Annotated in this window: 19 protein-coding genes and 1 pseudogene; 9 read left to right on the top strand and 11 right to left on the bottom strand. The window is 69.1% G+C overall.

Translation table 11 applies throughout. The features are described from left to right. Window positions 1–263: 263 nt before the first annotated feature. Both GA0070619_RS06695 and GA0070619_RS06690 read left to right on the top strand, forming a co-directional pair. Window positions 264–1,172 (top strand): aminoglycoside phosphotransferase family protein, encoded by a 909-nt coding sequence (locus GA0070619_RS06695; protein WP_231927309.1) that lies wholly within the window; start codon window positions 264–266, stop codon window positions 1,170–1,172. Window positions 1,173–1,196: 24 nt separating this feature from the next. Continuing rightward, a complete protein-coding gene (locus tag GA0070619_RS06690) occupies window positions 1,197–1,664 on the top strand; it encodes a hypothetical protein (protein ID WP_088947254.1) in 468 nt (155 codons plus the stop codon). Here GA0070619_RS06690 and GA0070619_RS06685 read toward each other — a convergent pair. Beyond that, window positions 1,594–2,541 carry a DUF389 domain-containing protein gene (locus tag GA0070619_RS06685; RefSeq protein WP_088947253.1) on the bottom strand — a complete coding sequence of 316 codons (948 nt, stop codon included), beginning with the start codon at window positions 2,539–2,541 and terminating at the stop codon, window positions 1,594–1,596. The two genes, GA0070619_RS06690 and GA0070619_RS06685, sit on opposite strands and share 71 nt — an antisense overlap. A gap of 247 nt (window positions 2,542–2,788) precedes the next feature. Here GA0070619_RS06685 and GA0070619_RS06680 point away from each other — a divergent pair, with 247 nt between their 5' ends. The 4 genes from GA0070619_RS06680 (at window position 2,789) to GA0070619_RS06665 (ending at window position 7,304) form a co-directional block, all read left to right on the top strand. Continuing rightward, window positions 2,789–3,475, top strand: a complete 687-nt coding sequence (locus GA0070619_RS06680) for a sugar transferase (RefSeq protein ID WP_231927308.1) — start codon at window positions 2,789–2,791, stop codon at window positions 3,473–3,475. A 22-nt stretch (window positions 3,476–3,497) separates the two neighbouring features. Then, a complete protein-coding gene (locus tag GA0070619_RS06675) occupies window positions 3,498–4,646 on the top strand; it encodes a DegT/DnrJ/EryC1/StrS family aminotransferase (RefSeq protein ID WP_088947251.1) in 1,149 nt (382 codons plus the stop codon). After that, a complete protein-coding gene (locus GA0070619_RS06670) occupies window positions 4,643–5,287 on the top strand; it encodes an acetyltransferase (protein WP_088947250.1) in 645 nt (214 codons plus the stop codon). Before GA0070619_RS06675 ends, GA0070619_RS06670 begins: the two co-directional genes overlap by 4 nt. 142 nt (window positions 5,288–5,429) lie before the next feature. Continuing rightward, window positions 5,430–7,304 (top strand): nucleoside-diphosphate sugar epimerase/dehydratase, encoded by a 1,875-nt coding sequence (locus GA0070619_RS06665; protein WP_088947249.1) that lies wholly within the window; start codon window positions 5,430–5,432, stop codon window positions 7,302–7,304. A 72-nt stretch (window positions 7,305–7,376) separates the two neighbouring features. Here the strand turns inward: GA0070619_RS06665 and wecB are convergent, their stop codons facing one another. The 4 genes from wecB to GA0070619_RS06645 are packed head-to-tail and all read right to left on the bottom strand — an operon-like array spanning window position 7,377 to window position 11,894. Further along, the gene (wecB, locus tag GA0070619_RS06660) at window positions 7,377–8,501 is read right to left on the bottom strand and encodes a non-hydrolyzing UDP-N-acetylglucosamine 2-epimerase (RefSeq protein ID WP_088947248.1); all 1,125 of its coding nucleotides are present in this window, start codon (window positions 8,499–8,501) and stop codon (window positions 7,377–7,379) included. Next, window positions 8,498–9,736, bottom strand: coding sequence for a glycosyltransferase family 4 protein (locus tag GA0070619_RS06655; protein ID WP_088947247.1), 1,239 nt, complete (start codon window positions 9,734–9,736; stop codon window positions 8,498–8,500). Before GA0070619_RS06655 ends, wecB begins: the two co-directional genes overlap by 4 nt. Next, a complete protein-coding gene (locus GA0070619_RS06650; RefSeq protein ID WP_088947246.1) occupies window positions 9,733–10,860 on the bottom strand; it encodes a polysaccharide biosynthesis C-terminal domain-containing protein in 1,128 nt (375 codons plus the stop codon). The genes GA0070619_RS06655 and GA0070619_RS06650 overlap by 4 nt, the downstream gene beginning before the upstream one ends. Then, window positions 10,854–11,894 (bottom strand): SDR family NAD(P)-dependent oxidoreductase, encoded by a 1,041-nt coding sequence (locus tag GA0070619_RS06645; RefSeq protein WP_088947245.1) that lies wholly within the window; start codon window positions 11,892–11,894, stop codon window positions 10,854–10,856. Before GA0070619_RS06645 ends, GA0070619_RS06650 begins: the two co-directional genes overlap by 7 nt. Before the next feature lie 571 nt (window positions 11,895–12,465). On the opposite strand from GA0070619_RS06645, the gene GA0070619_RS06640 reads away from it, so the two are divergent. Next, complete coding sequence (locus GA0070619_RS06640; RefSeq protein ID WP_088947244.1) at window positions 12,466–13,764, top strand: hypothetical protein; 1,299 nt, start codon at window positions 12,466–12,468, stop codon at window positions 13,762–13,764. Here GA0070619_RS06640 and GA0070619_RS06635 read toward each other — a convergent pair. Beyond that, window positions 13,735–15,063 carry a glycosyltransferase gene (locus GA0070619_RS06635; RefSeq protein ID WP_088947243.1) on the bottom strand — a complete coding sequence of 443 codons (1,329 nt, stop codon included), beginning with the start codon at window positions 15,061–15,063 and terminating at the stop codon, window positions 13,735–13,737. The genes GA0070619_RS06640 and GA0070619_RS06635 overlap by 30 nt on opposite strands. Next, on the bottom strand, window positions 15,060–16,079 hold the full coding sequence (locus GA0070619_RS06630; RefSeq protein WP_157743924.1) for a glycosyltransferase family 4 protein: 1,020 nt from the start codon (window positions 16,077–16,079) through the stop codon (window positions 15,060–15,062). Before GA0070619_RS06630 ends, GA0070619_RS06635 begins: the two co-directional genes overlap by 4 nt. Window positions 16,080–16,430: 351 nt before the next feature. Here GA0070619_RS06630 and GA0070619_RS06625 point away from each other — a divergent pair, with 351 nt between their 5' ends. After that, window positions 16,431–17,624 carry a glycosyltransferase gene (locus tag GA0070619_RS06625; RefSeq protein ID WP_157743923.1) on the top strand — a complete coding sequence of 398 codons (1,194 nt, stop codon included), beginning with the start codon at window positions 16,431–16,433 and terminating at the stop codon, window positions 17,622–17,624. Window positions 17,625–17,634: 10 nt separating this feature from the next. Here GA0070619_RS06625 and GA0070619_RS06620 read toward each other — a convergent pair whose 3' ends face one another. The 4 genes from GA0070619_RS06620 to GA0070619_RS06605 all read right to left on the bottom strand — a co-directional run bounded on the left by GA0070619_RS06620 (window position 17,635) and on the right by GA0070619_RS06605 (window position 21,473). After that, on the bottom strand, window positions 17,635–18,258 hold the full coding sequence (locus GA0070619_RS06620; RefSeq protein WP_231927307.1) for a DapH/DapD/GlmU-related protein: 624 nt from the start codon (window positions 18,256–18,258) through the stop codon (window positions 17,635–17,637). Beyond that, window positions 18,215–19,729 (bottom strand): lipopolysaccharide biosynthesis protein, encoded by a 1,515-nt coding sequence (locus GA0070619_RS06615; protein WP_088947239.1) that lies wholly within the window; start codon window positions 19,727–19,729, stop codon window positions 18,215–18,217. Before GA0070619_RS06615 ends, GA0070619_RS06620 begins: the two co-directional genes overlap by 44 nt. After that, entirely contained in the window at window positions 19,729–20,676 is a 948-nt protein-coding gene (locus GA0070619_RS06610; protein ID WP_088947238.1) for an NAD-dependent epimerase/dehydratase family protein, read from the bottom strand. Before GA0070619_RS06610 ends, GA0070619_RS06615 begins: the two co-directional genes overlap by 1 nt. 116 nt (window positions 20,677–20,792) lie before the next feature. Further along, complete coding sequence (locus GA0070619_RS06605) at window positions 20,793–21,473, bottom strand: acyltransferase (RefSeq protein WP_088947237.1); 681 nt, start codon at window positions 21,471–21,473, stop codon at window positions 20,793–20,795. A gap of 338 nt (window positions 21,474–21,811) precedes the next feature. Between GA0070619_RS06605 and GA0070619_RS06600 the strand changes: the two are divergent. Further along, a pseudogene (locus GA0070619_RS06600) lies at window positions 21,812–24,920 on the top strand (M14 family metallopeptidase). Window position 24,921 lies beyond the last annotated feature (1 nt).

The following is a 24,921-nucleotide window of genomic DNA, read 5'->3' as shown; positions in this document are numbered from 1 at the left end:
GCGGCATCCCGAGCACCCAAGATTCTGTCGACCTCGATCGCCGGCCTGCCCGGTGCTCCACGGCACGGCACGGGTCCTCACGGAGACCTGTCGAGCTGCCCCACTCGTGGGGCGAGTCCGTGTGGCGGCGGTCCAGATCTGGGGCAGCTCGACAGGGGCCGCCTGCATCGGGCTCCCCAGAATCTGCATGTGCCGTCGGAGTGAGGGAGCCACGGAGGAAGGATGCGGACCCCGGGGAAATCGGCTCGCCTGGCAGCGCAGCGATGCGTGATGATCTCGCGGTGAAGATGCACGCCGATCAGCTCGACGTCAGCGCCGAGGTGGTGGCCGCCCTGGTCGCCGAGCAGTTTCCCGAGTGGCGGGCGCTCCCCGTTCGTCCGCTCCCCTCGACCGGCACGGTGAACGCTCTCTTCCGGCTCGGTGCGGAGATCGTCCTGCGGTTTCCCCTGCAACCGACGGCCGGCGCCGACCTGCGGGTCGAGCTGCTGCGGGAGCAGGAGCACGCCCGGCTGCTCGGCCGGCACCTGCCGATCGCGGTGCCCGAGCCGCTCGGCCTCGGTGAGCCGGGCGAGGGGTACCCGGGGCCGTGGACTGCGTACCGCTGGATCCCCGGAGAGCCGATCCACCCCGGCCGCTTCGGCGACCTGGACGCCTTCGCCCGGGACCTGGCCGGCGTCGTCACCGCCCTGCACGCGATCGACACCGGTGGCCGGGCCTGGTCCGGATCCGGCCGGGGCGGCCCGCTGGCCGACCAGGACGGCGGAGTGCGGTCGGCCCTGGCCAGCAGCGTCCAGCTCACCGACACCGCTCGGCTCGCCGAGGTGTGGGACCGCTGCCGGGTTGTCCCGCGGTGTCAGGTGGCCGACGTGTGGATCCACGCCGACCTGATGCCGGGCAACCTGCTGGTTCGCGACGGCCGGCTGGCCGCGGTCATCGACCTGGGCGCCGTCGACGTGGGCGACCCGGCGGTGGACCTGATGCCGGCGTGGAACCTGTTCGACGCCGGGTCGCGGGAGACGTACCGGCGGGCGCTCGGCGTGGACGATGCGACGTGGGAGCGCGGGCGCGGATGGGCGCTGGAGCAGGCGATCAACGCGCTGCCGTACTACGTCGAGACCAACCTGGTGATGGCCGCGATCGCCCGGCGCACCCTGCGGGCTGTCCTCGACTGAGCCGCGTCACGTACCGTCGGCGTCGTGAGTGAGCCGGACGGCCGGACGTGGCGGGATCAGCGGCAGCAGGCGGTGCGGGCGCACGCCGACGCGGACGCGCGGCGGCGGGCCGCCGAGCAGGCCGAGGCGGCGAAGCTGGTGGCCTGGTTCGTGGCCGAGGCGACCCGGCGAGGGCTGCGCACCACCCGGCTGATCGCCCGGGGTTACGACGGGCGCGGGCGCTACCGGACCAGGCTGACCGGCTGGTACGTCGACCGGGCCGAGACCCGGGCGGTGGACGTGGACGGCCGGTTCCACCTGCTGACCGTGCCCGGCGGTCTGCGTGCCCGGCTGTTCGGCGTCGACCCGGAGCCCAGCCCGGCGCCGTTGGTGGTCGGGGCCGGCGGCCGCGACGGTGAGTCGATCCCGTTGCGGACGCTGCTCACCCGGTTGCTGAACGAGGGGACCGGCGAGCCAGGCCCCTCCACCAGACCTGCTGCACCACGAGGGTGAGCAGCCCGGCCAGGACGATCGCAGCCAGGTTGATCACCAGTTGGAGGGCCGAGCCGCCCGCTTCATCCCACGCTCCATAGGCGGCGGCCACCGCCACGTTCGCGGCGGCCGGGACCGTGGTCACCGAGATCAGCACCCCGACCAGGCTGCCGGACTTCTTCGACGTCAACGAGAGCATCCCGGCCACGCCGGCCAGAAGACCGACCACCCAGGACAGCGCGTCCGGCCGCCAGATGAAGTCGGTGAGCGGGCGTTCGGCGAGGAGCATCTCCCGACTGACCAGGCCAACTGCGGTCAGCGCCCAGGTGCTCAGCACTGTCGCCACCATGGCCGCCAGGAACCCGACCACGAGAGCCTGCACCGAGCGGCCGATCACCCCGAGCTGGCGGCGCAGCAACGCCACGCACAGCGCGGCGAGGGGGCCGAACTCCGGACCGACCACCATCGCCCCGACGATGAGAATCGGCTGGTCCAGCAGCACCCCGATGCCGGCGATCATGGTGGCCACCACGATCAGCACGAGGTAGGTGCCGGACAGTTCCGTCTGCTCGCCGGTCTTCGCGGCGATCTCGTCCCAGACGACCGCGTCCGCGCCACTGCCTGGCGCGTCCTCCGCCGCCCGGTCGGCCGCATCGGAGATGGTCAGCTCGACGTCGTCGGCGGCGATGCCGCCGCTGGTGTCCACACCGATCCGCCGCAACTCCCGCAGCACGCGGTCGGCGCTCTCCCGCACCACGTCGCAGAGGATGAGATCACCCGGTGGTTGCCGGGCGGCACCAGGCAGCACGGCGAGGTGAGTCACCCCCGCCTCCGCGGAGAGCAGGTCGACGACCTCCGTCGACAGGTCCACCGGGGCGATCACCCTCAGGTGCAGCACGCCATCCCCCTCGCCCGACCGGCCAGTTCTTTCCTCGCCCGACTGGCCGACGCGACTCTACCGCCCGGCCTGTCGACGCCAGGAGCTGCACAAGGCCGCTGATCTGGCCGTGTCCGACCACGGGGTTTCGGGGTTGATCGGGGGAATGCGGACTGACTGTCGCTATTCGGTGACACCGCGTCATGTGTACCTGATGTGACAAATGCGTACCTTTTGTGTAAATCATGTGGGAGGTCACACCGTGCCGGTGCCTGATGGTCTCGTGGACGCCGATCTGTCACTGCCCCGGAGCAGCCCGAAGCGGGGCAAGCGAGTCGCCGACGTCGTCGTGGCGGCGGTCCTTCTCATCCTGGTCACGCCGTTGCTGATCGTCGTGGCGGCTCTGGTCGCGATGGGTCTCGGTCGCCCGGTGCTCTTCCGTCAGTGCCGCGCCGGACTGCACGGACAGCCTTTCGAGCTGGTCAAGTTCCGCACCATGCGACCACCCAACCTGAACCTCGGCCTGGTCGGAGACCGCGATCGCCTCACCCCACTCGGGCGTTGGCTGCGCGCCACCAGTCTGGACGAGCTGCCCACGCTCTGGAACGTGCTGCGCGGCGACATGAGCCTGGTCGGCCCGCGCCCGCTGCTGCCCGAATACCTCAGCCGCTACTCCCCCCGGCAAGCCCTACGGCACGAGGTCCGGCCCGGCGTCACGGGGTTGGCCCAGGTGCGGGGGCGCAACAGCTTGAGCTGGGAGGAGAAGTTGGAATTCGACGTGCGGTACGTGGAGAGCCACAACCTCCGGGTGGACTTGTCGATTCTCGCCGCGACCGTGCGGACCGTGCTGCGCCGCGAGGGAATCAACGCGGCCGGGTCCGCGACCGCGCCGGAGTTCCTCGGCACGCCGCCCCGCCGTCCGGCACCTCCGCAGCGCGACCGGACACCGGCATGACGACCCGCTGGGGAGCCGGCCGATGAGCCAGACGATCCACCTGTCCCCGCCCGACGTCGGCCCTCTCGAAGAGTCGTACCTGGTCGCGGCCCTGCGTTCCGGCTGGGTGGCGCCGGCCGGCCCGGACCTGCAGGCCTTCGAGCACGACATCGCCGAGCGGGTCGGCACCGGCGGAGCCGTGGCGGTCAGCTCCGGCACCGCCGCCCTGCACCTGGCTCTGCTCGGCGTCGGCGTGACGCCTGGTGACGTGGTCATCGTGCCCACGCTCACCTTCGTCGCCACCGCCAACGCGGTCCACTACATCGGCGCGCGTCCGGTCTTCGTGGACTGCGACCCCAGGACCGGCAACCTCGACGTCGATCTCACCGCCGACCTGCTGCGTCGGCTGCGATCGCGCGGCGAGCGGGTTGGCGCGATCGTCCCGGTGGACATGTTCGGCAGCTGCGTCGACTACCTCTCGCTGGTCCCGGTCTGCGACGAGGCCGAGGTCCCCCTTGTGGAGGACGCCGCGGAGGCGCTCGGGGCGAGTCACCGGGGGCAGCCCGCCGGCTCCTTCGGGCACGCCGGCGTGCTGTCTTTCAACGGCAACAAGATCATGACCACCTCCGGCGGCGGGATGCTGGTGAGCGACGACGTCGCACTTCTCGACCGGGCCCGCCACCTCTCCACCCAGGCCCGCGAACCGGCGCGACACTACGAGCACCGGGAGACCGGCTACAACTACCGGCTCAGCAACCTCCTCGCGGCGCTCGGCCGGGCCCAGTTGCTCCGGCTGGACGAGATGATCGCGCGACGCCGCCAACTACGCGACCACTACGCCAAGCTCTTCGCCCCGGTGCCGGGCGTCCAACTCCTCGGCGCCGAGGACACCGAGTCGAACTGCTGGCTCACCGTCATCACCGTCGAGCGGGAGCGGTGTGGTTGGCAGGCCGACGACCTGGCGGCCCACCTGGCCGAGCGGGACATCGAGACCCGGCCAGTGTGGAAGCCGATGCACCTTCAGCCCATGCACGCCGGCGCGGAGAGCCTGCTCAGCGGTGCGGCGGAGCGGCTCTTCGCCGACGGTCTCACCCTGCCCAGCGGGAGCGCCCTGACCGAGCCGCAGATCGCACGGGTGCTGGCCGCGATCGACGAGTTCCTGGCCGCTCGAACGGGAGGGCCCGCCGCGTGACAACGGGACTGGTGGTGGTCGGCTGCGGCGGCCACGGCCGGGAGGTGCTGACCATCGCCCGGGCAGTCAACGAGGCCGCCGGCCGGCCGATCTGGCAACTGCTGGGCGTCGTCGACGACCGACCCAGCGAAGAGAACCTGAAACGGTTGCAGCGACTCGACGTGCCGTACCTCGGGGACGTGGCCTGGCTGCGCGACGCGCCCCCGGCCACCCGACACCTCATCGGGATCGGCGATCCCCGGATCCGCCGCGCCATCGGCGGCCGCATCGACGGGTACGACACCGAGGCCGCGAGTCTCGTCCACCCGGACGCCACCATCGGGCCGGACACCGAGTACGGGCCGGGTTTCGTGGCCTTCGCGGGAGCCAGGGTCACCACGAACGTCACCCTCGGCCGGCACGTCCATCTCAACCAGAACGCCACCGTCGGCCACGACAGCCGCCTCGCGGACTACGTCTCGGTCAACCCGCTCGCCGCCGTGTCCGGTGACTGCCACCTGGGCGAGGGCGTGCTGATCGGGACCACCGCCGCAGTGCTCCAGGGCCTGCGGATCGGGCAGGACAGCACGGTCGGGGCCGGGGCCTGCGTCGTCCGGGACGTACCCGATCAGGTGACGGTCAAGGGCGTTCCGGCCCGCTGAAGGCACCGGACCTACCTATTCAGCTCACAAACTCCGAAAGCGCCCAATAGCGCTGCTTTGGCATGTAACAAGAACAAAGAGCCTAGAGGCTCCTTCCGTCGTGTGGGCGGAAGGAGCGTGCGACGGGACAGGGAGCCAGCACATGCCGCAGGACACCGAGAACACGCAGCACGCGGACCGGCAGGCGCGGCGGGCCAGGGCCCGTCAGCGCACGGCCGGGTTCCTCGCCACCGACACCACCGCATGGGTCGGTGGATTCGTCACGGCCGCGTGGACCCGGTTCGAGTTCCAGCCGCCCCCGGGACAACTGGGACGGGCAGCAGCGGTCGGCGTCGTGGCGGCGGTCGTACACGTGGCGGTGGCGGCGCTACGCCGGCTCTACTCCGGACGACACCCGCTGGGCAGTCTGCAGGAGGTTCAGGGCGTCGCCGGGACCGCCATCACGACGGGGGGCATCGTGCTGCTCGCCCTGCTGCCGTCCGGCGAGCGACCGGTTCCGGCGAGCACCCCGCTGGTCGGCGGCGCGCTGGCCCTGCTCTTCATGCTCGGCGCCCGGTTCGCGTACCGGCACCGCCGCGACCTCGCCATGCGGCCGGACGTCCGGTCGTCGACGCCCGTGCTGCTGTTCGGGATGGGTGACGCCGGCCAGGGCCTGCTGCGCGCGATGCTCAGCGACCCGCGCGGCCGGTACCTGCCGGTCGGCGCGCTCGACGACGACCGCGACAAGAGCGACCTGCGCATCGGCGGGGTGCGCGTGCTGGGTGGACGGCAGGACGTCGGCACCTCGGTCCGGCGTACCGGCGCCACCACCGTCATCTTCTCGGTGGCCAACGCGGACGCCGCGTTGATCCGCCAGATCCGCGAGGCCACCCTGGAGGCCGGAGCGGTCTTCAAGGTGCTGCCACCGATGCGGGACCTGGTCGACCACCGGATCACCGTCACCGACGTCCGGGACGTGCAGGTCAGCGATCTGCTCGGCCGACGGCAGGTGGTCGGCGACCTGCCGTTGAGCACCAACAGCCTGACCGGCCGGCGGATCCTGGTCACCGGCGCCGGCGGGTCGATCGGCTCCGAGCTGTGCCGTCAGGTGATGAAGGCCAACCCGGGCGAACTGATGATGCTCGACCGGGACGAGTCGGCCCTGCACAGTCTTCAGATGTCGCTCGCCGGGCGGGCCATGCTGGACGGGCCCGAGCTGATCCTCGCCGACCTTCGCGACGACGAGGGAATTCGGCGGATCATCCGGGAGCGCCGGCCGGAGATCATTTTCCACGCGGCGGCGCTCAAGCACCTGACGCTGCTGCAGCGGCATCCGGGCGAGGCGATCAAGACCAACGTCTGGGGCACCCTGTCGGTGCTGGACGCCTGCCAGGACGTGGCGAAGTTCGTCAACATCTCCACGGACAAGGCCGCAGATCCGATCAGCGTCCTCGGCTACTCGAAGCGGATCACCGAGCGGTTGACGGCACACGCCGCGTCCCGGTTCCCCGGCACGTTCCTCAGCGTCCGGTTCGGCAACGTGCTGAGCAGTCGCGGCTCGGTGGTGACGGCCTTCCAACGGCAGATCGAGACCGGCAAGCCGCTGACCGTCACCCACCCGGACGTCACCCGCTACCTGATGACCCTGCAGGAGGCCGTCCACCTGGTGCTTCAGGCCGCCGAGATCGGCCGGGACGGTGAGGCGCTGGTGCTCGACATGGGCGACCCGGTGCGGATCGTCGACCTGGCACGCCAGATGGCCGACCAGGCGTCCAGTTCCGTGCCCATCGTCTACACCGGTCTGCGGCCCGGCGAGAAGCTGCACGAGGATCTGCTCGGGACCGGCGAGGTCGACACCCGACCGCTGCACCCCCTGGTGTCCCATGTGGCCGTGCCGCCGCTCGACCCTATGGAGGTCAGCGGGCTCGACCCGTACGAGGACGCGGCGAAGGTCGTCGAGCACCTCGCGCTGCTCTGCACCCAGCCGACCGACCCGGTGGTGGAGGGTCCTCTGGGCGTACCACTGCAGTCGCGCTGATCGCGCGACTGGGCTGGCGCATCAGGGCCGGCGACCGCGGGGGTGCGGTCGCCGGCCCTGTCACTGCCTGGCTCAGCGGCGGATGCCCGCCCAGTCGTGGTGCCGGCGGACCGTGGAGAGGATGAAGTCGACCACCCGCCGGGAGGTGTCCGGCACCTGGTAGTCGACCGGGCAGGGCACCCCCTGGGTAGCGACCTGCGCCACGGTCACCTCGACCGCCTCGACCACGCCCTGCGGGTCGAGGCCGGTCATGATGATGCCGCCGGCGTCGAGCGCCTCCGGACGTTCGATGGACTCGCGCAGCGTCACAGCGGGGAAGCCGAGGATGGCGGCCTCCTCGCTGATCGTTCCACTGTCCGACAGAGTGCAGTAAGCCTTGGTCTCCAGGTGCACGTAGTCGAGCAGGCCGAACGGCTCATGGAAGGCGATGCCGTCCAGAGCGGTCGCGTCCGGGGCCAGCGCCTCCAGCCGTTTACGGGTGCGCGGATGGGTGGAGACCAGCACCGGGCGGCCCCACCTGTCCCGCACTGCGACAAGACAGTCCAGGAGCCGACGAAGCCGGTCGGGACGGTCCACGTTCTCCTCGCGGTGGGCACTGACCAGGAAGTACCCGCCTCGATCGAGCTCCAGCCGCCGCAGAATGGTCGAGCTGGCGATCGGTGCACGATAGTGCTCCAGCACCTCCCGCATCGGCGAGCCGGTGTGCAGGATCCGCCGCGGGTGCAGGCCCTCGGCGAGCAGGTTACGCCGGGCGTGTTCGGTGTAGACGAGGTTGAAGTCGGCCACGTGGTCGACCAGCCGCCGGTTGGTCTCCTCCGGCACGTTCAGATCGAAGCACCGGTTGCCGGCCTCCATGTGGTAGACCGGCACCCGCATCCGTCGCGCCATCAGGGCGGCGATGCAGCTGTTCGTGTCGCCCAGCACCAGCAGCGCATCCGGCCGCACCTCGGCGATCGCCGCCTCCATGCCGACCAGCACCCCGCCGAGCACCCGGCCGAGCGACGACGTGTCGACCTCCAGGAACCGGTCCGGCTGGCGCAGTCGCAGCTCGGTGAAGAACACGTCGGACAGGGTCGGGTCCCAGTTCTGCCCCGTGTGAATCAGTGTGTGGTCGACCGTGCTGTCCAGTCTGGTAAGCACCCGGGACAGTCGAATGATCTCCGGCCGGGTGCCAACCACTGTCATGATGCGGGTCATGCCCGTCCTCTCTGCGCTGCCACCTTGGTCAGGATGTCTTCGAACTGATCGACGCCTACGCGCAGGGACATCCGATCGCGGTACACCTGGCGGGCCCGGTCCGCCATGGCCTGCCGCGTGGCGGCCGGCTGGTCGGACGCTTCCACGAACCTTTCGGCGAGCGCCCGCCAGTCCTCTGGCGGGCAGACGAGACCGACCCCGGCCGACCGGACAAGGGCCGCAGTGTCGCCGCCCGCGGCAGCGATCACCGGAACACCGCAGGCCAACGCGGCCTGCAGCTTCGACGGGACGGCGGCGCGCAGGGCGGGTACGTCGCGCAGGCACAAAAGTTGCCATTGCGCTGCCGCGTACAGCTCCGCCATCTGTTCGGGCGGACGCCGACCGATGAACCGCACGTTGTCGGCACCCAGGTCGGCGGCCAATCGACGGGCGCCGTCCTCACCCGCGCCGGAGCCGACCAGCACCAGGTCCATCCGGTCACTCGCGGCGGCCGCCGCCCGGATGGCCGTCTCGATGCCCTGCAGGAGCCCGAGGTTGCCCGCGAACATCACGGTGCAGCGCTGGCGGTGACCGAGCACCGCGCGCGCCTCGTCGGTGACCGGCACCGGCCGGAACAGCGCGTCGTCAGTCCAGTTCCAGACCACCCGCACCCGGTCCGGGTCGGCGCCGCCGGCCACGACCCGCTCAGCCATCGTCGGCGAAATCACCACGATGGCATCGGCCAGCCGGTACGTCCCGCGCATCAGCGCCCCGATGGACCGCTCCAGCCATCGCCCGACCCGGCCGGTCGGTGCCATCCCGGACTGCGTCACCGACTCGGGCCACAGATCCTGCACGTGAAGCACGATCGGTGTTCGGCGGGCCGCACGCTGGAGTGCCGCAGCGGCGACGGCCGTGGGCGGCGGGTGGTAGACGTACGTGACGTCGACGTCAGCGAGCCACCGCGCCCCGGCCACCGCGCTGGTGGCTCCGAAGGAGAGGTGGCTCAGGGCGCGCCGGACGGTGGAGGTGTCGTGGCTGGGATAGGCGGGCACACGCCGGACCATCACCGGCCCCTCAGTTTCCCGATGCCGCCAGCGCTGTTGCCAGCCAGGAAAGACTCGGCCGTACGGATAGCTCGGGAATGTGGTGAGGACCTTGACCTCGTGGCCACGGCCGGCCAGTTGGCGCGCCAGGTTACCCGGTATGAAGACGCCCTCCGGCGGATACCACTGGCTGATCAGGCCAATCCTCACGCCCCGACCGCCACCGGCGCCGGTCGGGCCGCCACCACCGCCTCAGGCCAGGTATCCGGTCGGTCCGGGTCGAAGATCTCGTTGGTCCAGAACATCGTCACCAGCTCGTCCGGCCCGGTGTTCACCAACTTGTGGGCCCACATCGTCGGCATGTCCACGAGCACCGGCTTGTCGCCGCTAACTGGGAAGCGCAGGACTTCGGTGTCGCCCACTCGCCGCAGGCTGATCTCAGCAGAGCCGCGCAGCACCACGAACCGCTCCACCTTGGCCAGGTGGAAGTGTTCGCCGCGGGTGATCCCGGGCAGCGTGGTGGAGCAGAAGGTCTGGCCGGCACCGCCGTGCGCCTTGACCGTCTCGACCAGCTCACCCCGGGCATCCGCGCGGCGGGGCAGCGCCAGGGGGTAGTGCGCCGGAAAACAGTGTGACCGGTATGTGTTGAAGAGCCGCACATCATGCCGCTTCAGCAGGTCCGGGATGTCCCCTGTCCGGTACGTCGCGGCGATCTCGGTGAGCCGATGGGCCAGCTCTCGGACTCCGACGCGCAGTGGCGGCATGGATGGATCCCATGAACCGCCGGCCGGCACACCGATGAGCCGGGCAGCCGCGTCGGTGACGTGCACGAGGCTCAACTCACGGTCGGCGTGCACCTCCGGCCGGCCGCCCTCCGCGAGCACCCGACAGAACGTCGCCACCGCGGAGTTGTAGTACGGGCGTCCGTGCTCGCCGTAGAGGTTCGGCAGCGACACGTCATCGAGGTCGACGCCGGTATCCGCCAGCACCTGCGCCGCGGTGGCCTTGGCGTCGCCGTACGCAGTGCCGTTGCCGGCCTGCACCGAATTGGCGTAGACAACCCGCGTCGGCAGGTTCGCGCAGTGCTTGAGTCCCTCCGCGAGCTGCGCGGCGAGCAGGACGTTCCCGGCAGCGACATCGGCCGGCTCACCCCGGTTCACGCCGGCCAGGTGCAGCACCCGGTCGACTCCGTCCACCTTCGCCGCGACCAGGTCGGGATCGGCGAGTTCGCCCCGGCTCACCACGACCGGTTCCGGCCAACCCAGAGCGCGCAGCAGCACCCGGACGTGCCAGCCGAGGAAGCCGCCGGCACCGGTGACGGCGAGCCTCAGCACGCCAGCACCGGATCCCGCAGCGCCAGCTCCGCGCGCACCTCGGGCAGCGTCTTCAGCAGTTCGATGATCTCGGGTACGCCGAGCTGTGGCGCGTTCGACGAGTTGAAGTCCTCGGTCCGCCCGTCGCCGAGACCGCCTTCGGAGACGTAGAGCGCGTAGTTGAGGTCACGGCCGTCGAGCGGCACCCGAAGGAAGTCGCCGAAGTCCTCGGCGTGAGCGAGTTCCTCCCGGCTGGCCAGCGTCTCAGCCTGTTTCTCGCCGTGCCGTACGCCGATCACGTCGAGCTTGGAGGGCACGTCGAACATTTGACAGAGCGCCTCAGCCAGGTCGCCGACGGTGCAGGCGGCGGCCTTGCGGATGAAGATGTCGCCGGGCCGGGCGTGCTGGAAGGCGTGCTCCACCAGCTCCACCGAGTCGGCCAGCGACATCAGGAAGCGGGTCATCTCCGGGGCGGTCACGGTAGGTGCCCGGCCCGCCTTGATCTGCTCGATGAAGAGCGGAATCACCGAGCCACGGGAGTACATGACGTTGCCGTACCGGACGCAGGAGACCGTGGTGGCGCTGTTCGGGTTGTTCCGAGCGTGTGCCTGGGCGACCTTCTCCATCATCGCCTTGCTCATCCCCATCGCGTTGACAGGGTATACAGCCTTGTCGGTGCTGAGCACCACGACCGAGCCGACGCCATTGCGCTCGGCAGCCTCGACGACATTGCTGCTGCCCAACACGTTCGTCCGGACCGCCTCAAGCGGGAAGAACTCGCACGAGGGCACCTGTTTGAGGGCGGCCGCGTGAAAGATGTAGTCGATGCCCCGGCTGGCCTTGAGCACCGAGTCGTAGTCCCGCACGTCTCCGACGTAGTAACGGGCCCGCTCGTCGCCGAGCAGCCGACGCATGGCGTCCTGCTTGGCCTCGTCCCGGCTGAGCACCCGGACCTCGCCAACTCCACGGTCGAGGAGGCGGCGCACCATCGTCTGCCCAAAGGAACCCGTGCCGCCGGTGATGAGTACGCGGCGTCCGGTGGTCGCGAAAGTCATTGGTTCTCCCGTGTCGTCGATTCGCCGGTCCGCTGCCCGACGACTCGACAGTGGAGCCGGGGCACCGCCCACGCATCCGTCCGGAGCAAGGGCAGTCTCGGCCGGTTGCAGCACCGGGGACAACGACATGTCGGCTCAACAGATACGCGCTCCTCTGCTAAGTCAACGTAAAGTACGACAAAGAGGATACGACCGCCGCTTTACACCCGGCCCAACTGACGTCCAATTCATGAAACATCCGAAGTAACGGACCGACCCTTGCTATAACACCCTTACGCACTGGTGACGCCCTCATCCGGTACGCCCCGTCTGCGACCTGGCCTGCCCCAGAGGCGACACGTCGTTGGTCATTGCGTGTGCCCACGGACGGCGAGCCTGGCGGCGCACAGTGGGGACGAGCGGAACGACCACTACCGGGAGGCACCCGGCGGAGCGGACACTGACGCGGGAGCACAGCTGGATGAGCACGACAACACCAGACCTCACCACACGTCGATTCGCGCCGCCGTCGGCGTTGCCAAGACCAAACCACAATCCGCCGGTCCTGTTCCGTAGCTCCTTGCGAGCCTGGGTGCCACTGCTGCTGGCTGGCGGTTGGATGCTGGGGACATTCAGCCTCTTCTGGGCCGGGGCGTTGGCGCAGGAGGTACCAAACCCCGGCACGCTGTGGCTGTTCGTGATGAGCGCTACCGGCGCCTTTGCAGTCGGTTATGTCGCCCAGCTCTTCCGCAACGATTTTCGGCCGAGGGCCAGCACGACACGATCCACGGACGTGCTGCGGGCGCGTCGGCTGGTCCTGGCTAGCGGCATCTACTACGTGGTCTTCGGCGTGGCCCTGTTGCTCGAATACGGGGCGACCGGCCCGGGCAGCATCATCGCCAGCCTGCAGGACCCCGCAGGCGCGTACCTCAACAAATTCACTGTCTACCAGCAGCAGGAGGACAACGGACGGACGAACCCGGTCATCCAGGTACTGACCCTGCTCGGCGTCCTCGGCACCGCGCTCGTTCCACTGCTGGTCGTCCACTGGCGACGGCTGTCGGGTGGTCTGCGACTGGTCGGGCTGGCCGGCATCGGGGTCTACAGTCTCTTCTTTCTCTACATCGGCACACTCAAGGGCCTCGGGGACTTCGTCCTGATGATTGCTGCCGGACTGCTCATCGCCTCGTCGCGAAATCGCGACCGCGCCGCACAAAGGGTGAAGCGGCGGCGTGCGACAGTGCTGGTGGCAGTCGTGTTCGCGCTCTTCTGTGCCTACATGATGAGCAGTCAGGCCGATCGGGTGGACCAGTTCGGCACCCACGACCGCGTCCGCGCCAATCCGACAGTTGAGCGGATTGCCGGTGAACGGGTCGCGACGGGTCTCGCCGCGCTGGTGATCTACCCAACCCATGGCTATCTCGGCCTCGCGTACAACCTCGAAACGCCGTTCGTTTGGTCCCACGGGCTGGGCAGTACTCCGGCGATCACCTCGTACGGCAGCCAGTACCTCGGCATCGAGGCCGACCAGTACCCGGCCTACCCGGTCCGCACCGAGGGCCGGACGGGATGGCCCGCCGGCATGTACTGGTCGACGATCTATCCCTGGCTGGCTTCGGATCTCACTTTCCCGGGAACCGTCTTCTTCATGGCCTTCCTGGGTTGGTTCTTCGCCCGGCTCTGGCGCGAGGTGAACCTCGCGGGCGGCATCCTGCCTACCTTGATCTTCGTTCAGATGTGTCTGCTCGTCGCCTACATTCCGGCGAACAACCAACTCGGCATGTCGCGCCCAGCGGTGATCGGTCTCGCCACTCTGCTGTTCCTGTATCTGTGGACCGCCCTCACCCGCAGCGTGAAGGGCTCAGCGCCGCCCGAACGGGTGCTGCGGTAGCTCACCCTTCTCCGTCGGCACACGGCCATGACTGTGGGTAGCGGTCATCAGTTCGACCAGGAATGACCGAATCCGCGCGCCCTGCGCCGCAGGCCCCCGCGTCTGTCGTACGAACACGGCTCCGGCACTGCCGAGAGCGCCCCTCTCAGCAGGAGACATGGCGAGCACCCGGAGCAGGGCGTCGCGCAGATCCTTGGCCGTGTCGGACTCAGCAAAGCAGAGATACGGATCGTAGTCGGCCGGGATGCCGGGCAGCCTGGTGGTCACAACCGGAATGCCGGTGGACAGGTACTCGATGAGCTTCGACGGAAACGAGTATCGGACGAACGATTGATCCACCGGCCTCGGATTCACCAGAACCGAGGCGAGAGCGAGGCGCCGCACCAACCCACCGCGGTCAAGCAATTCGGGTGGGGCTATACGGGGATCTGCCTTCGCCTGCGTCCGCAGCCATTCCTCCAGCTCTCCCCGACCGAACAGGAACAGACGCAGATCGGGATCGTCCATGCCGCGGAACGCCTCGACCAGGCGGTCAACGCCGTAGGCCCGAGTGAGCCCGCCGGCATACACCACGTCCCGGAAGCCAGCTGCCGGCCCTCGACTCGCCACCCGGGGCCCGTCCGCGTCGAGCGAACCAGCCGGTTCAGACGCTGATGCCTGGGCAGCCGGCGGGTTGCAGATTCCCTCCATGACAAGACGCGGAAGCGAAGGCGCGAAATCCTCGGCAAGCGCGGCGGTGAGCACCACAACGCCGGAACACCGACGCAGCGCCATGCGGACCAACGAGTGATCCAGCCGGCGGAGCGCCCGCACGATCCGACCGTCATCGGGGAGCACCACCCCGGGGGGATCGGTCAGGATCGGTACAACCTGTGCGGAGCCCCGCCATGCGACCAGGGCACCGAACCACAGGAAGGGCGTGTGGACGCCGTGGATCAGCAGGACGTCGTCGCCGTGCTGGCGTAACGCGCGCGAACCTGCACGTACGGCCGCCAAGAACCGCGTCACGTGTTTCAGGCCGAGCAGATTGACGAAACCCAGCATCTCTCCCTGCACGCCGTCCTGCTCGAACCGCCCTGACCTGAAGCTGATTTGCCGATTCCGTGGGAAGGTCGACGCGGGAGCCGCGGAGAGCAGTCGTACCGGGCATCCTGTCGCGCGAACGCTCTCGACCAGGGCCCATGCGAACGTGTGGGTCTGGGTGGGCAGGACGACGTCTCGCGCCACGATGTGCTGGAAGAGGTCATCCGCAACGGTGAAGCCCAGCAGCAGTACGTGGGGATGCGGCTCGTCGGTCACACTGCTCCTTCCAGGATGCGCCGATAGACGCCATCGAGAGACCGGAGCATGACCGGCAGGCTGTATGCGTCCTGCACCACCTTGCGGCCGGTCTCCCCCACGTGTCGACGTTCGGCAGCGTCGGAGAGCAACGGCCCGAGGGCTCCGGCGAACGCCTCCGGATCCCCGGCCCTGACGAGGTGACCACCGCCCTGGCGGAGCACCTCGACGTTGCCACCAACGGCCGAGGCCACGACGGGCAGCGCGTGCGCCATTGCCTCCAACAAGGCATTGGACAGGTTCTCGTGCAGGGTGGGGAAGACGAAAACGTCAGCGGCAGAGAGAAGGTCCGGCACATCGAGCCGATTGCCGAGCAGCCGTACCTCGGTACCGGGCACGCCGGCAAGGGCCTGGGTGATCCCGGCCCGGTCCGGTCCGTCGCCGGCGACCAGCAGGACCCGCGGGCCAGCCTGGGGCGGCAGTCGGCGCAGCGCGTCCGCCAGGACCCCGAATCCCTTGTCCCAGTTCAACCGCGCTACCGCGATCATGACCACGTCGTCGTGGGCCAGGCCGAGGTCGGCGCGCCGGCTGTTCCTCGCATCGGCATCGACATCGGCAGGTAGCGGAACCCCGTTGGGAATTACGCCGACGAACTTGTCCTCGTACGCCCGCAGGAAAGTCCGGCCCGCGGCATACTCACACACGGTGGCGAAGTGGCTGGCCATCCGCAGAGTGGACGGCTCAGCTCCGTGGGCCAGCATCGCGCGACGCCACGTGCGGCCGCCGTGTTTCAGGTCCCGCACGGTGCCGTGCACGGTGACCAGGATCCGGGGGCAGCCGGCCATCCGGGCGGCGAGCACCCCGTGAAATCCCTCGTTCTGCAGGCCGCGCACGTGCACCAGGTCGGGACGTACCCGTCGCAGGAGTCGGGTCCATTGACGCAACAGGGGCACGTTGAGGCCACCGTTGCCGCCGACCTGATGCATGCGGACGAACTCGTACTGCTCACTCAACGCCGAGTCCAGCACTCGCCGCACGGCGGTCAGTGGCCCGTTGGCACCAGGGGTGCCGGCCGAATGCTGCACAACGATCGGCCGTGCCCGCACGGACCGCGCGCTCGGGCTCTGGTCGTTCCGCCTGGCTGGTTCCACTGACACTCCATCGTCGACCAAGGGCCATCGGCGGCGCGCCCTGACCCCCGTAATCGCCTCGGTGCGTACAGTAACACCGGCATTAGACGCTAAAAGCCTGAGACACGCTTTATACGAATGGAAAGCATGAAAAGCTACGAGACCCTCACCTCTGCAGCTCAGCCGACCATTGCCCCGGGCGAGCCCGTTCCACGAGTGGTCATGCTGGCGGCGTATCGGTTCCCGCACGGTGACGCGATGTCGAACCGACTGCTCCAGTTGGCCCGCTCCGCTACCCCTCCAGGTGCGTCAACCCTGATCATCAATGACTGGCCCGGGAACGACCGCCAGCCGGAGTCGGTCGCCCTGCCACCCGAACTGCGACTGGTCACGCTCTCCGCTGCCGGCGGAGGCGGCCGATTTCGTCGATGGGCGCACCGCCAGAGCCGCCCTCTGCGCGTGCTCAGGGCCCTGCGACAAGCGGGGATACCCACCGGTGATCTCACCGGGCTCTGCCTCCCAGTGGGGTTGTGGAACCTGAGCACCTGGACCGTCCTGCGGCTGACGCTGCGCTGCCCTTTGACGGTTGACGTGCTCGAACGGCACGACCCGGCACAGTTTCGCCACGGGCGATTGACGCCCTACTTCATCCGGCACCGGTGGCACTCGTTTCTCGCCAAGCGGTTGGCGGATCGGGTCATCACGATCTCCACGACGCTGCAACGACGCTTCGCGCGGCCGAATCGCGCCACCCTGGTCGTTCCGCCCCAGGTCGACTGCGCCGACTACGGCCAGCCGGCCCCGTCGTCACTGCAGGGCGGTCTGCGGTTGCTGTACGCCGGCACCGCGGGGTCCAAGGATCATCTCGCGGCCGTGCTGGACGCCATCCGTCGGCTGCCGGAGACGGATCGCCAACGGGTGCGGCTGACCATAGCCGGAATGACCCAGGAGCAGGCCGCTGCCATGTCCGACCTGGACGACAAGGCGGTGGCGGACCTCAGCGATCAACTCGTCTTCCTGGGCAGGGTGTCGCGCGACCGGGTTCTCGCCGAACTGCGCGCGGCGCACTTCTCGGTGCTGATCCGGCCACCTGGGGGCTACGCGGAGGCGGGCTTTCCGTCGAAGGTTCCAGAGAGCCTGGCCGCCGGCTGCCCGGTTCTACTCAACCACACCAGTGACCTGGCGACGTACATCAGCGATGGCCGAGAAGGCATCGTGCTCGCGGGTCCGGGCGCCGACGACGTCCGGGAGGGTCTCAGGCGCGCACTCGCCCTGGATGACGCGCAGTGGTGGCAGATGAGCCACTGCGCCCGGGAACGGGCCTCAGCGTTCGACTACCGCGCCTGGGCACCCACGGTCAGCGCGTTCGTGACTGGTGGCGCCACTGTCCGGAGCGGTCAGGACCACGCGGGCGGCCAACCGACCGTCGCTCCACGACCGAGCGGTGAGTGACGCAGCACGATCAGACCGTCGGCTCGGCTGGAGCGGGCGGTCTGCGCGTCCCCTTGCCGCTCCTCGGTGTCGCCGGCACCGTCCGGTGGTCGCGCTGGCCCAATGCACCATAGATCTCGCGGATCACCGCAGCCTTCTCCTGAGGTGGCAGGTGGCCACAGCCGAGTGACTTGGCCTTCATCGTGGCGAGGTACTCGTCCGTGCTTCGTAGAACGCGGGCCGGTACGCCGGCGGCAACGCTGCCGTCAGGAATGTCACGGGTCACGACCGAGCCGGCCCCGATTATGCAGCGATCGCCGATCCGCACCCCCGGCATGATGATGGACCGGACGCCTATGTAGACGTCGTCACCGATGCTGATTGGAGCGGTCCACTCAAGATCGGGGTGCTCCCCCCGCAAGATGAGAGTTCCGCCGTCGTGAGTGAGGAACTGCACCCCGGCCGTGATGAAGACATTGTCGCCCAGGGTGATCAGCCAGGGCTCGGAGCCGAACATGCTCCGGTTGATTCCGTAGAAGCGCACCCGCCCCTGCAGGTTCACACCGATCGATCGAGCGAACTCTTCCGGGTTGCGGGCCGCTGCGCGCCGATCACGCAGGGCACCGACGATGCCGCGGACTGTACTTACCATCATGCTCCCTTCCGAAAGAATTCGATCCTGTCGCTGGGACCTTGGCCAACGCCTTGCGATATCCGACGACGGCGGCCGGCAGCACGGTGATCCCGTACGACATCGCCGAGGCGAACGCGACACCGGACAGACCCCCGCTCGCCGCCAGAAGGATCTTCAGCGGTACAGCGACGACCAGGCAGGCCGCCCAACCGACGAACTGCGGCCCCAGCAGTCCGATGCTGTTCTGCACCATGAACAGCGGCGCCGCGACGGCAACGAGGATCGACCACACGGCGAGCGCGACGAACAGCGGTGTCGGCACTCGTTCGAGGTCGTCCGAACGTACCCACAACTGCAGAATGTCGTTGCCGCTCAGGACGAGGCACAGCGCGGGCAAAGTCACCACCGCGGCGGACAGGTAGACCATCCGTCGGGTGCTGCGCCGGACCCATCCCACATCGCCCCGAGCGAGCGCCTCGCCGTTGGCTGGCCACAGCGGCAGGTTGACCAGGGTCACGAACAGGGCCAGTACCGCGAACATCCGCAATATCACCGCGTAGTTGGCGGCCGCGTGCAGACCGAGCACCCGACCGACCAGGAAGCCGTCGAGGTTGAGGGCGATGGAACTCAACAAGGAGAGCCCGAAGAAGCGGGAACCCAGCCTGAGCAGTCCGCGCGCTACCGGCACACGAACATCCTTGACGCGTGGTCGGAAGGCGGTTTGCTGCCAACCGAAGTAGCAGATCGAGTTCGCCAGGTTCATCAGGGGCACGGCGAGCGTCGCGGCCGCGATCACCAGAGCCGGACTGGCGTCCGTGGCGACAGCTGCCACCACGAGTCCCGCCGAACCAAGACTGCCAGCGGCCTGCCAGAGGTTGCTCTGCGCAACCTGCTGGTGGGCGTACTGCACCCGCTGGATAAGAGCCAACGGAATGTTGACCAGGAATGCACCGAAGCAGAGCAACACCACAGCTCGGGCGTCCCGTGCCACCACGGGGTCCGCGACGTTCAGCAGCGCCGGCCAAGGAACCAGCCGGACGGTGACCAGCAACACCAGCAGTAGGGTCACCGCCAGCGCACCAAGCACGGCGTAGGCACTAGCGATTTCCCTGGCTGCCGCGCGTCGCTCGCCGGTGGCGTACAACCTAGAGAGCCTGGTGAGCAGGCCGTTTCCGAGTCCGAAGTCGGCGAACAGCGCCATCGCGGTCAGTGAGGTGATAGCCATCCACATGCCGTACCGCTCGGCGCCGAGATAGCCGAAGGCGATTGGGGTGATCAGCAGCGGCGCGACCAGGCCGACGGCTTTGCCGGCGAGCGAAGAGGCGATGCCGGAGACCAGCGCACGACCACGCGACCGCCGCGCCATCGACGTGTCGCCTTGGTGTAGCTCCGGCTCCGCCGTCGCGGCCGGTACCTCTGGAGGGGCTTCAGCGGTGGTGCCGCCGACCAGGACGGTCGGCGCTGCTCCGGCGGGCGGAGGCCGGTCGACCATCAGGCCTGCTGCTTCAACACATGCGCCTCGAACCACTCCACCGTGGCCCGCAGACCGTCGATGCGAGGGGTCGGCACCACGTCAGGAAAGAGAGAGCGGAGCACCGTGTTGTCGGCCTCGGAGTGCCGGACGTCCCCAGGGCGCGGTGCCACGTGCCGCCGGGTGATCGGGCGGCTGATGATCTGCTCCAGTTCGGACACCACCGTGCGCAACTCCGCCCGGGCGCCAAAGGCGAGATTGACCGGCTGCGGATGGGAGACCGAACGCTCTACCGCGTCGAGCAGCACCGCGCAGACGGTCTCAACATAGGTGAAGTCGCGTGACTGCCGACCGTCCCCGTGGAGTTCGACGGGCTCACCGCGCAGTGCCGCGTAGACAAAGCGGGGGATGACAGCCGCGTAGTCGTGATCGTGCCGCTGGGCCGGGCCGTAGACGTTGAAGAACCGGAACGCGAGCGTAGGCAGGCCGAAGGACGCCTGGTAAGCCAGTGCGTAGGCCTCGGTGGCCAGTTTGCTCACCGCGTACGGACTGAGCGGGCGGGTCCAGGCGAGCTCGGTCTTGGGCAGTACCGGGTTCGCGCCGTAGACCGAGGAGGACGAAGCGACGACGACGTGGTTCACATCATGCCGGCGCGCGGCCTCCAGCACCCGCAGCGTGCCGGTGGCGTTGGCGTGGTGTGACGCGATCGGGTCACGTAGCGAACGCGGCACGCTGGGCAGCGCCGCCAGGTGCACCACCGCGTCCCGGTCGGTCATCGCCCGGTCCAGCGCCTCGTCGTCGAGCATCGAACCCGGTGTGATGTCGACGTCGAGACCATCGAGGTTGCTCATCCGCCCCGTTGCGAGATCATCGAGGATCCGGATGTCGGTGACGGTGCGGCGAAGGACCGCCGCACGGGCCAGATTCGAGCCGATGAATCCCGCGCCGCCGGTGATGAGTAGTCGCATTCGTTCCGCCTTCACGCCCCGTTGAGTGGTCATCCGGTCCAACGACCCTCGGCAGCGGCCGTCACGCTTCGTCATTGCGCGACTACGAGAAGGCGCTGATGGGCGGCCGAGCGACATCAGCGACCAGCAGCCGCTGATGAGACTGGCCGGACTTCAGACCCCGGGAGGTCCGACAACGCCGCCAGCTCCGCCGGGGCCAGCCGGCGTTCCGGCGGGTAGAGCTGCTGTTCGTGCGAAATGATCGTCTCTACTGGCCAGCGCAGCCGGATGACCCGGGCCGGGTTGCCGGCGGCGACCGTGTAGGCCGGCACCGGGCGGGTCACCACTGCACCTGCCCCGATCACGGCGCCCCGGCCGATCGTCACCCCGTGCAGGATGACGGCACGGGTGCCCACCCACACGTCGTCGCCGATTGTCACGCCCCGGTCCAGAGCCGCGTCCGAGGGGGACTTCTCGACGGCGACCATCGGGGCGCCGACCCGGTCGATCCGATGATTGCCGCCCCGGATGGTGACCTCGGGTCCGAACATGACGTTGTCACCGATCCGGATCCGAGATCGAGCGGCCATGATGACCGGACGGTGACCGAGGTCGACGTTGCGGCCGACCTCGATCGTCTCGTAGGTGTAGATGCCGTCCGGGTCGAAGGTGAAGTTGTCACCCCGAGCGGCGAACCGGCCGGCGCTCGCCAAGCCGCGGACGGCCCTGCGAACCCGCATGCCGCTGGCCCAGATCAGGTCCAGAAGACGGGCGACCCCCACGACCACACGGGCGGGGCGGCGCGACGACACGCGCATCAGGCTCTACACCGCCCAGTAACGACCGCATCCCGCTGGACCACATTGTGAATCTGACGCATCGAACCCTTCCCTCGCCTGATTCCGGCGACACCACTTCGGACACGAGCGAGCGTACGGGCTATTTGTCGGTTTGATGTGGTAATGAGAATTTCCTGGCGACCGGCAGACTTCGGTCACCGCGCAGGCATCTTGCGGCAGACAGCCCGCACCGCCCGAACCGTCACGTGCGGCAGCCACGTCGACACGGGCAGCGACCTTGCGACCATCGAACTATTGACACCTATCGTGCCGCACCGAAGGCTCGCGCCTACAGGTCCTTCACTCAAGGAGGCGCGATGAGACCGAGACGACTGGCGATCGCCAGCGTGGTCACCCTGCTCGGCGCACTGGCACTCACCCCACCGGCCAGCGCGCGGCCACCGTCCGATCCGGGCGCCCGCGACGGCCTGGAGGTGTACGTCGGCACTGTCGACGCGAAGCAGCGGGAGCAGCTGCGCGCGGCGGGGGTCGACCTCGGCCACGATGCGAAGACGGACTCGGCCGGCCGCACGACCGTCGAGACGGTCCTCAGCCGACGGCAGGCGAAGCGGTTGACCGACAAGGGCGTGCCACTGTCGGTGAAGAAGGTGCGGGGCAAGGATGCGTCGCAGGCGCTGCGGGAGCAGGCCGCGGCCGGCTGGACGAGTTTCCGCCCCTACGGTGAGCCGGGCGGCCTGCGGGACGAGCTGAACGCCACCGCGGCGCGGTATCCCAAGCTGACCAAGGTGGAGACGATCGGCCGCAGCCAGCAGGGGCAGCCGATCGTCGCCGTGAAGGTCACCAAGAACGCGCGGACGGTCGCGGACGGCCGGCGACCGGCGGTGCTCTACGCCGGTGCGCAGCATGCCCGCGAGTGGATCACGCCGGAGATGACCCGCCGGCTGATGCATCACGTGCTGGACAGCTACGGCACCGACCGGCAGATCACCAAACTCCTGGACACGACCGAGCTGTGGTTCCTGCCCGTCGCGAACCCGGATGGCTACGACTTCACCTTCACCCCCGGTAACCGTCTGTGGCGCAAGAACCTGCGGGACAACAACGGCGACGGGCAGGTCGGCCCCGGCGACGGCGTCGACCTGAACCGCAACTTCAGCTACAAGTGGGGGTACGACAACGAGGGCTCGTCACCGGAGCCGAACAGCGAGACCTACCGGGGCCCGGGCCCCAACTCGGAGCCGGAGACCGTGGCCCTGGACCGGCTCTTCAAGCGGGTCGGGTTCGAGTTCTTCGTCAACTACCACTCGGCGGCGGAGCTGCTGCTCTACGGCGTCGGCTGGCAGGTGAGCACCCCCACCCCGGACGACGTGATCTACGAGGCGATGGCCGGTGACGACGCGCACCCGGCGGTGCCCGGCTACGACCCGGACATCTCCGCGGAGCTGTACACCACCAACGGTGACACCGACAGCCACGCCACCGTCAGGTACGGCACGCTGGGCTTCACCCCGGAGATGTCCACCTGCGAGGCCGCCTCGGCCGTCGACCCGGACGACCAGTGGCGCCCCGAGGACTGCGTCAGCGGTTTCATCTTCCCTGACGACGAGGCGCTGATCGCCGGCGAGGTGGGCAAGAACCTGCCGTTCGCGCTGGCCGTGGCCCGGTCCGCGGCGGACCCGGACGACCCGGTCTCGGTGGTCGGTCGGAGCACCCCGGACTTCGTGGTGGACGCCTTCGACACCTCGTACGGGCGCACCCAGCAGGTCGCCTCGATCACCCGTCGTGCGCTGAAGAACGTGCGGATGCACTACACGGTCAACGGTGGGCGGCCGAAGACGGTGGCGGTCCGCGAGTGGCGCGGCGGCGAGCGGTACGGCGACACGCACGACGACTACTACGCCGAGTTGCGGGGCACGGTCAGCGGTGCGAAGCCGGGTGACCGGGTGGAGGTCTGGTTCACCGGGAACAAACCGCGCGCCGGGGTGGTGGCCAGCGAACACTTCACCTATCGGGTGCACACCGATGTGGGCGGCGACGTGCTGGTCCTCGCGATGGAGGACGTCACCGGCCTCAGCCCGGCGCAGACCGGCACCACCGCGAAGTACGCCGACGAGGTCGCGGCGTCGCTGAGCGCCGCCGGGCGCAGCAGCGACGTGTACGACTTCGACGCGATGGGTCGCAAGGCGCCGCACCCCGCTCGGCGTGCTGTCGCACTACAAGGCGGTGGTCTGGGAGACCGGCGACGACGTGATCCTGCGCTCCCCCGGTCAGGTGGCCGGCACGACAGCCAGGGCTGCCCTGGAAACCGAACTGGCCGTTCGGGACTACCTGAACGAGGGCGGCAAGCTGCTGGTCAGCGGCCAGTACGCGCTGTTTGCGCAGGGCGCCAACGGGTCGTACGTCTATAACCCGGACGCGCCACCGGAGTGCACCGACGCCGAGGCCGCCAGCTGTCTGCCGCTGTTGAACGACTTCCAGCAGTACTGGCTGGGCGCGCACACCTATGTCAGCGACGGCGGCACCAGCCCGGAGGGTGAGCCGTTCCCGGTCGCCGGTACCGGCGCGGCGTTCACCGGCTTCAACGGGCAGCTGAACGCTCCCGGCTCGGCGGAGAACCAGGCGCACACCGCGTCGTTCCTGACCACGTCGAGCTTCCTCCCGCCGGACGAGTTCCCGCAGTTCGCCAGTTCCGCGCCGGTGGGCTGGACCCGACCGGGCGGCGCGCCGTTCGATCCGCGTACGGGTGAGTGGTACCTGTACAGCGGGCAGACCGACGAGTCGTACAAGCGGCTGACGCGCACGGTGGATCTCACCGGGGCGAGCAGCGGGGAGTTGCGCTTCTTCAGCTCGTACGAGATCGAGCAGAACTGGGACTTCCTGTTCGTCGAGGCGCACGAGGTGGGCAGCGACGACTGGACGACTCTGCCGGACGCGAACGGCAAGACCAGCACGGCCACCGGGGACAGCTGTGTCGAGGGTTGGGTGGAGCAGTTGCACCCGTTCCTCGGGCACTACCAGGGTGCGGACTGCTCCCCCACCGGGAGCACCGGCACCTGGAACGCGGCGACCGGGACGTCGAGCGGTTGGAAGGAGTTCGTGGTCGACCTGTCGGGTTACGCCGGCAAGCAGGTCGAGGTGTCGATCACGTACGCCTCGGACTGGGGCACCCAGGGGCTCGGCGTCTTCCTGGACGACGCCCGGGTGCTGGTCGACGGGTCGACCGTGGCGGAGACCTCGTTCGAGTCGGCCGACCTGGGTGGCTGGACGGTGGCCGGCCCACCGCCGGGCTCCGCTGGCAACGCCAACGACTGGTCGCGCAGCCAGCAGGCGTTCGAGGAAGGCTCGGTGGTGGTCACCGGGGACACGGTGTATCTGGGCTTCGGGTTGGAGGGTCTGCCTCCGGCGGCCCGCGATGACCTGGTCGCCCGCTCGCTGACCCACCTCACCGGGGTGCCCCGCTCCTGAC

The sequence above is a fragment of the Micromonospora zamorensis genome, assembly GCF_900090275.1.
In the GTDB taxonomy this organism is placed as follows: Bacteria; Actinomycetota; Actinomycetes; order Mycobacteriales; family Micromonosporaceae; genus Micromonospora; species Micromonospora zamorensis.
Note: the sequence above shows the minus strand (reverse complement) of the source record. Positions and strands in the feature narration are given on the sequence as shown.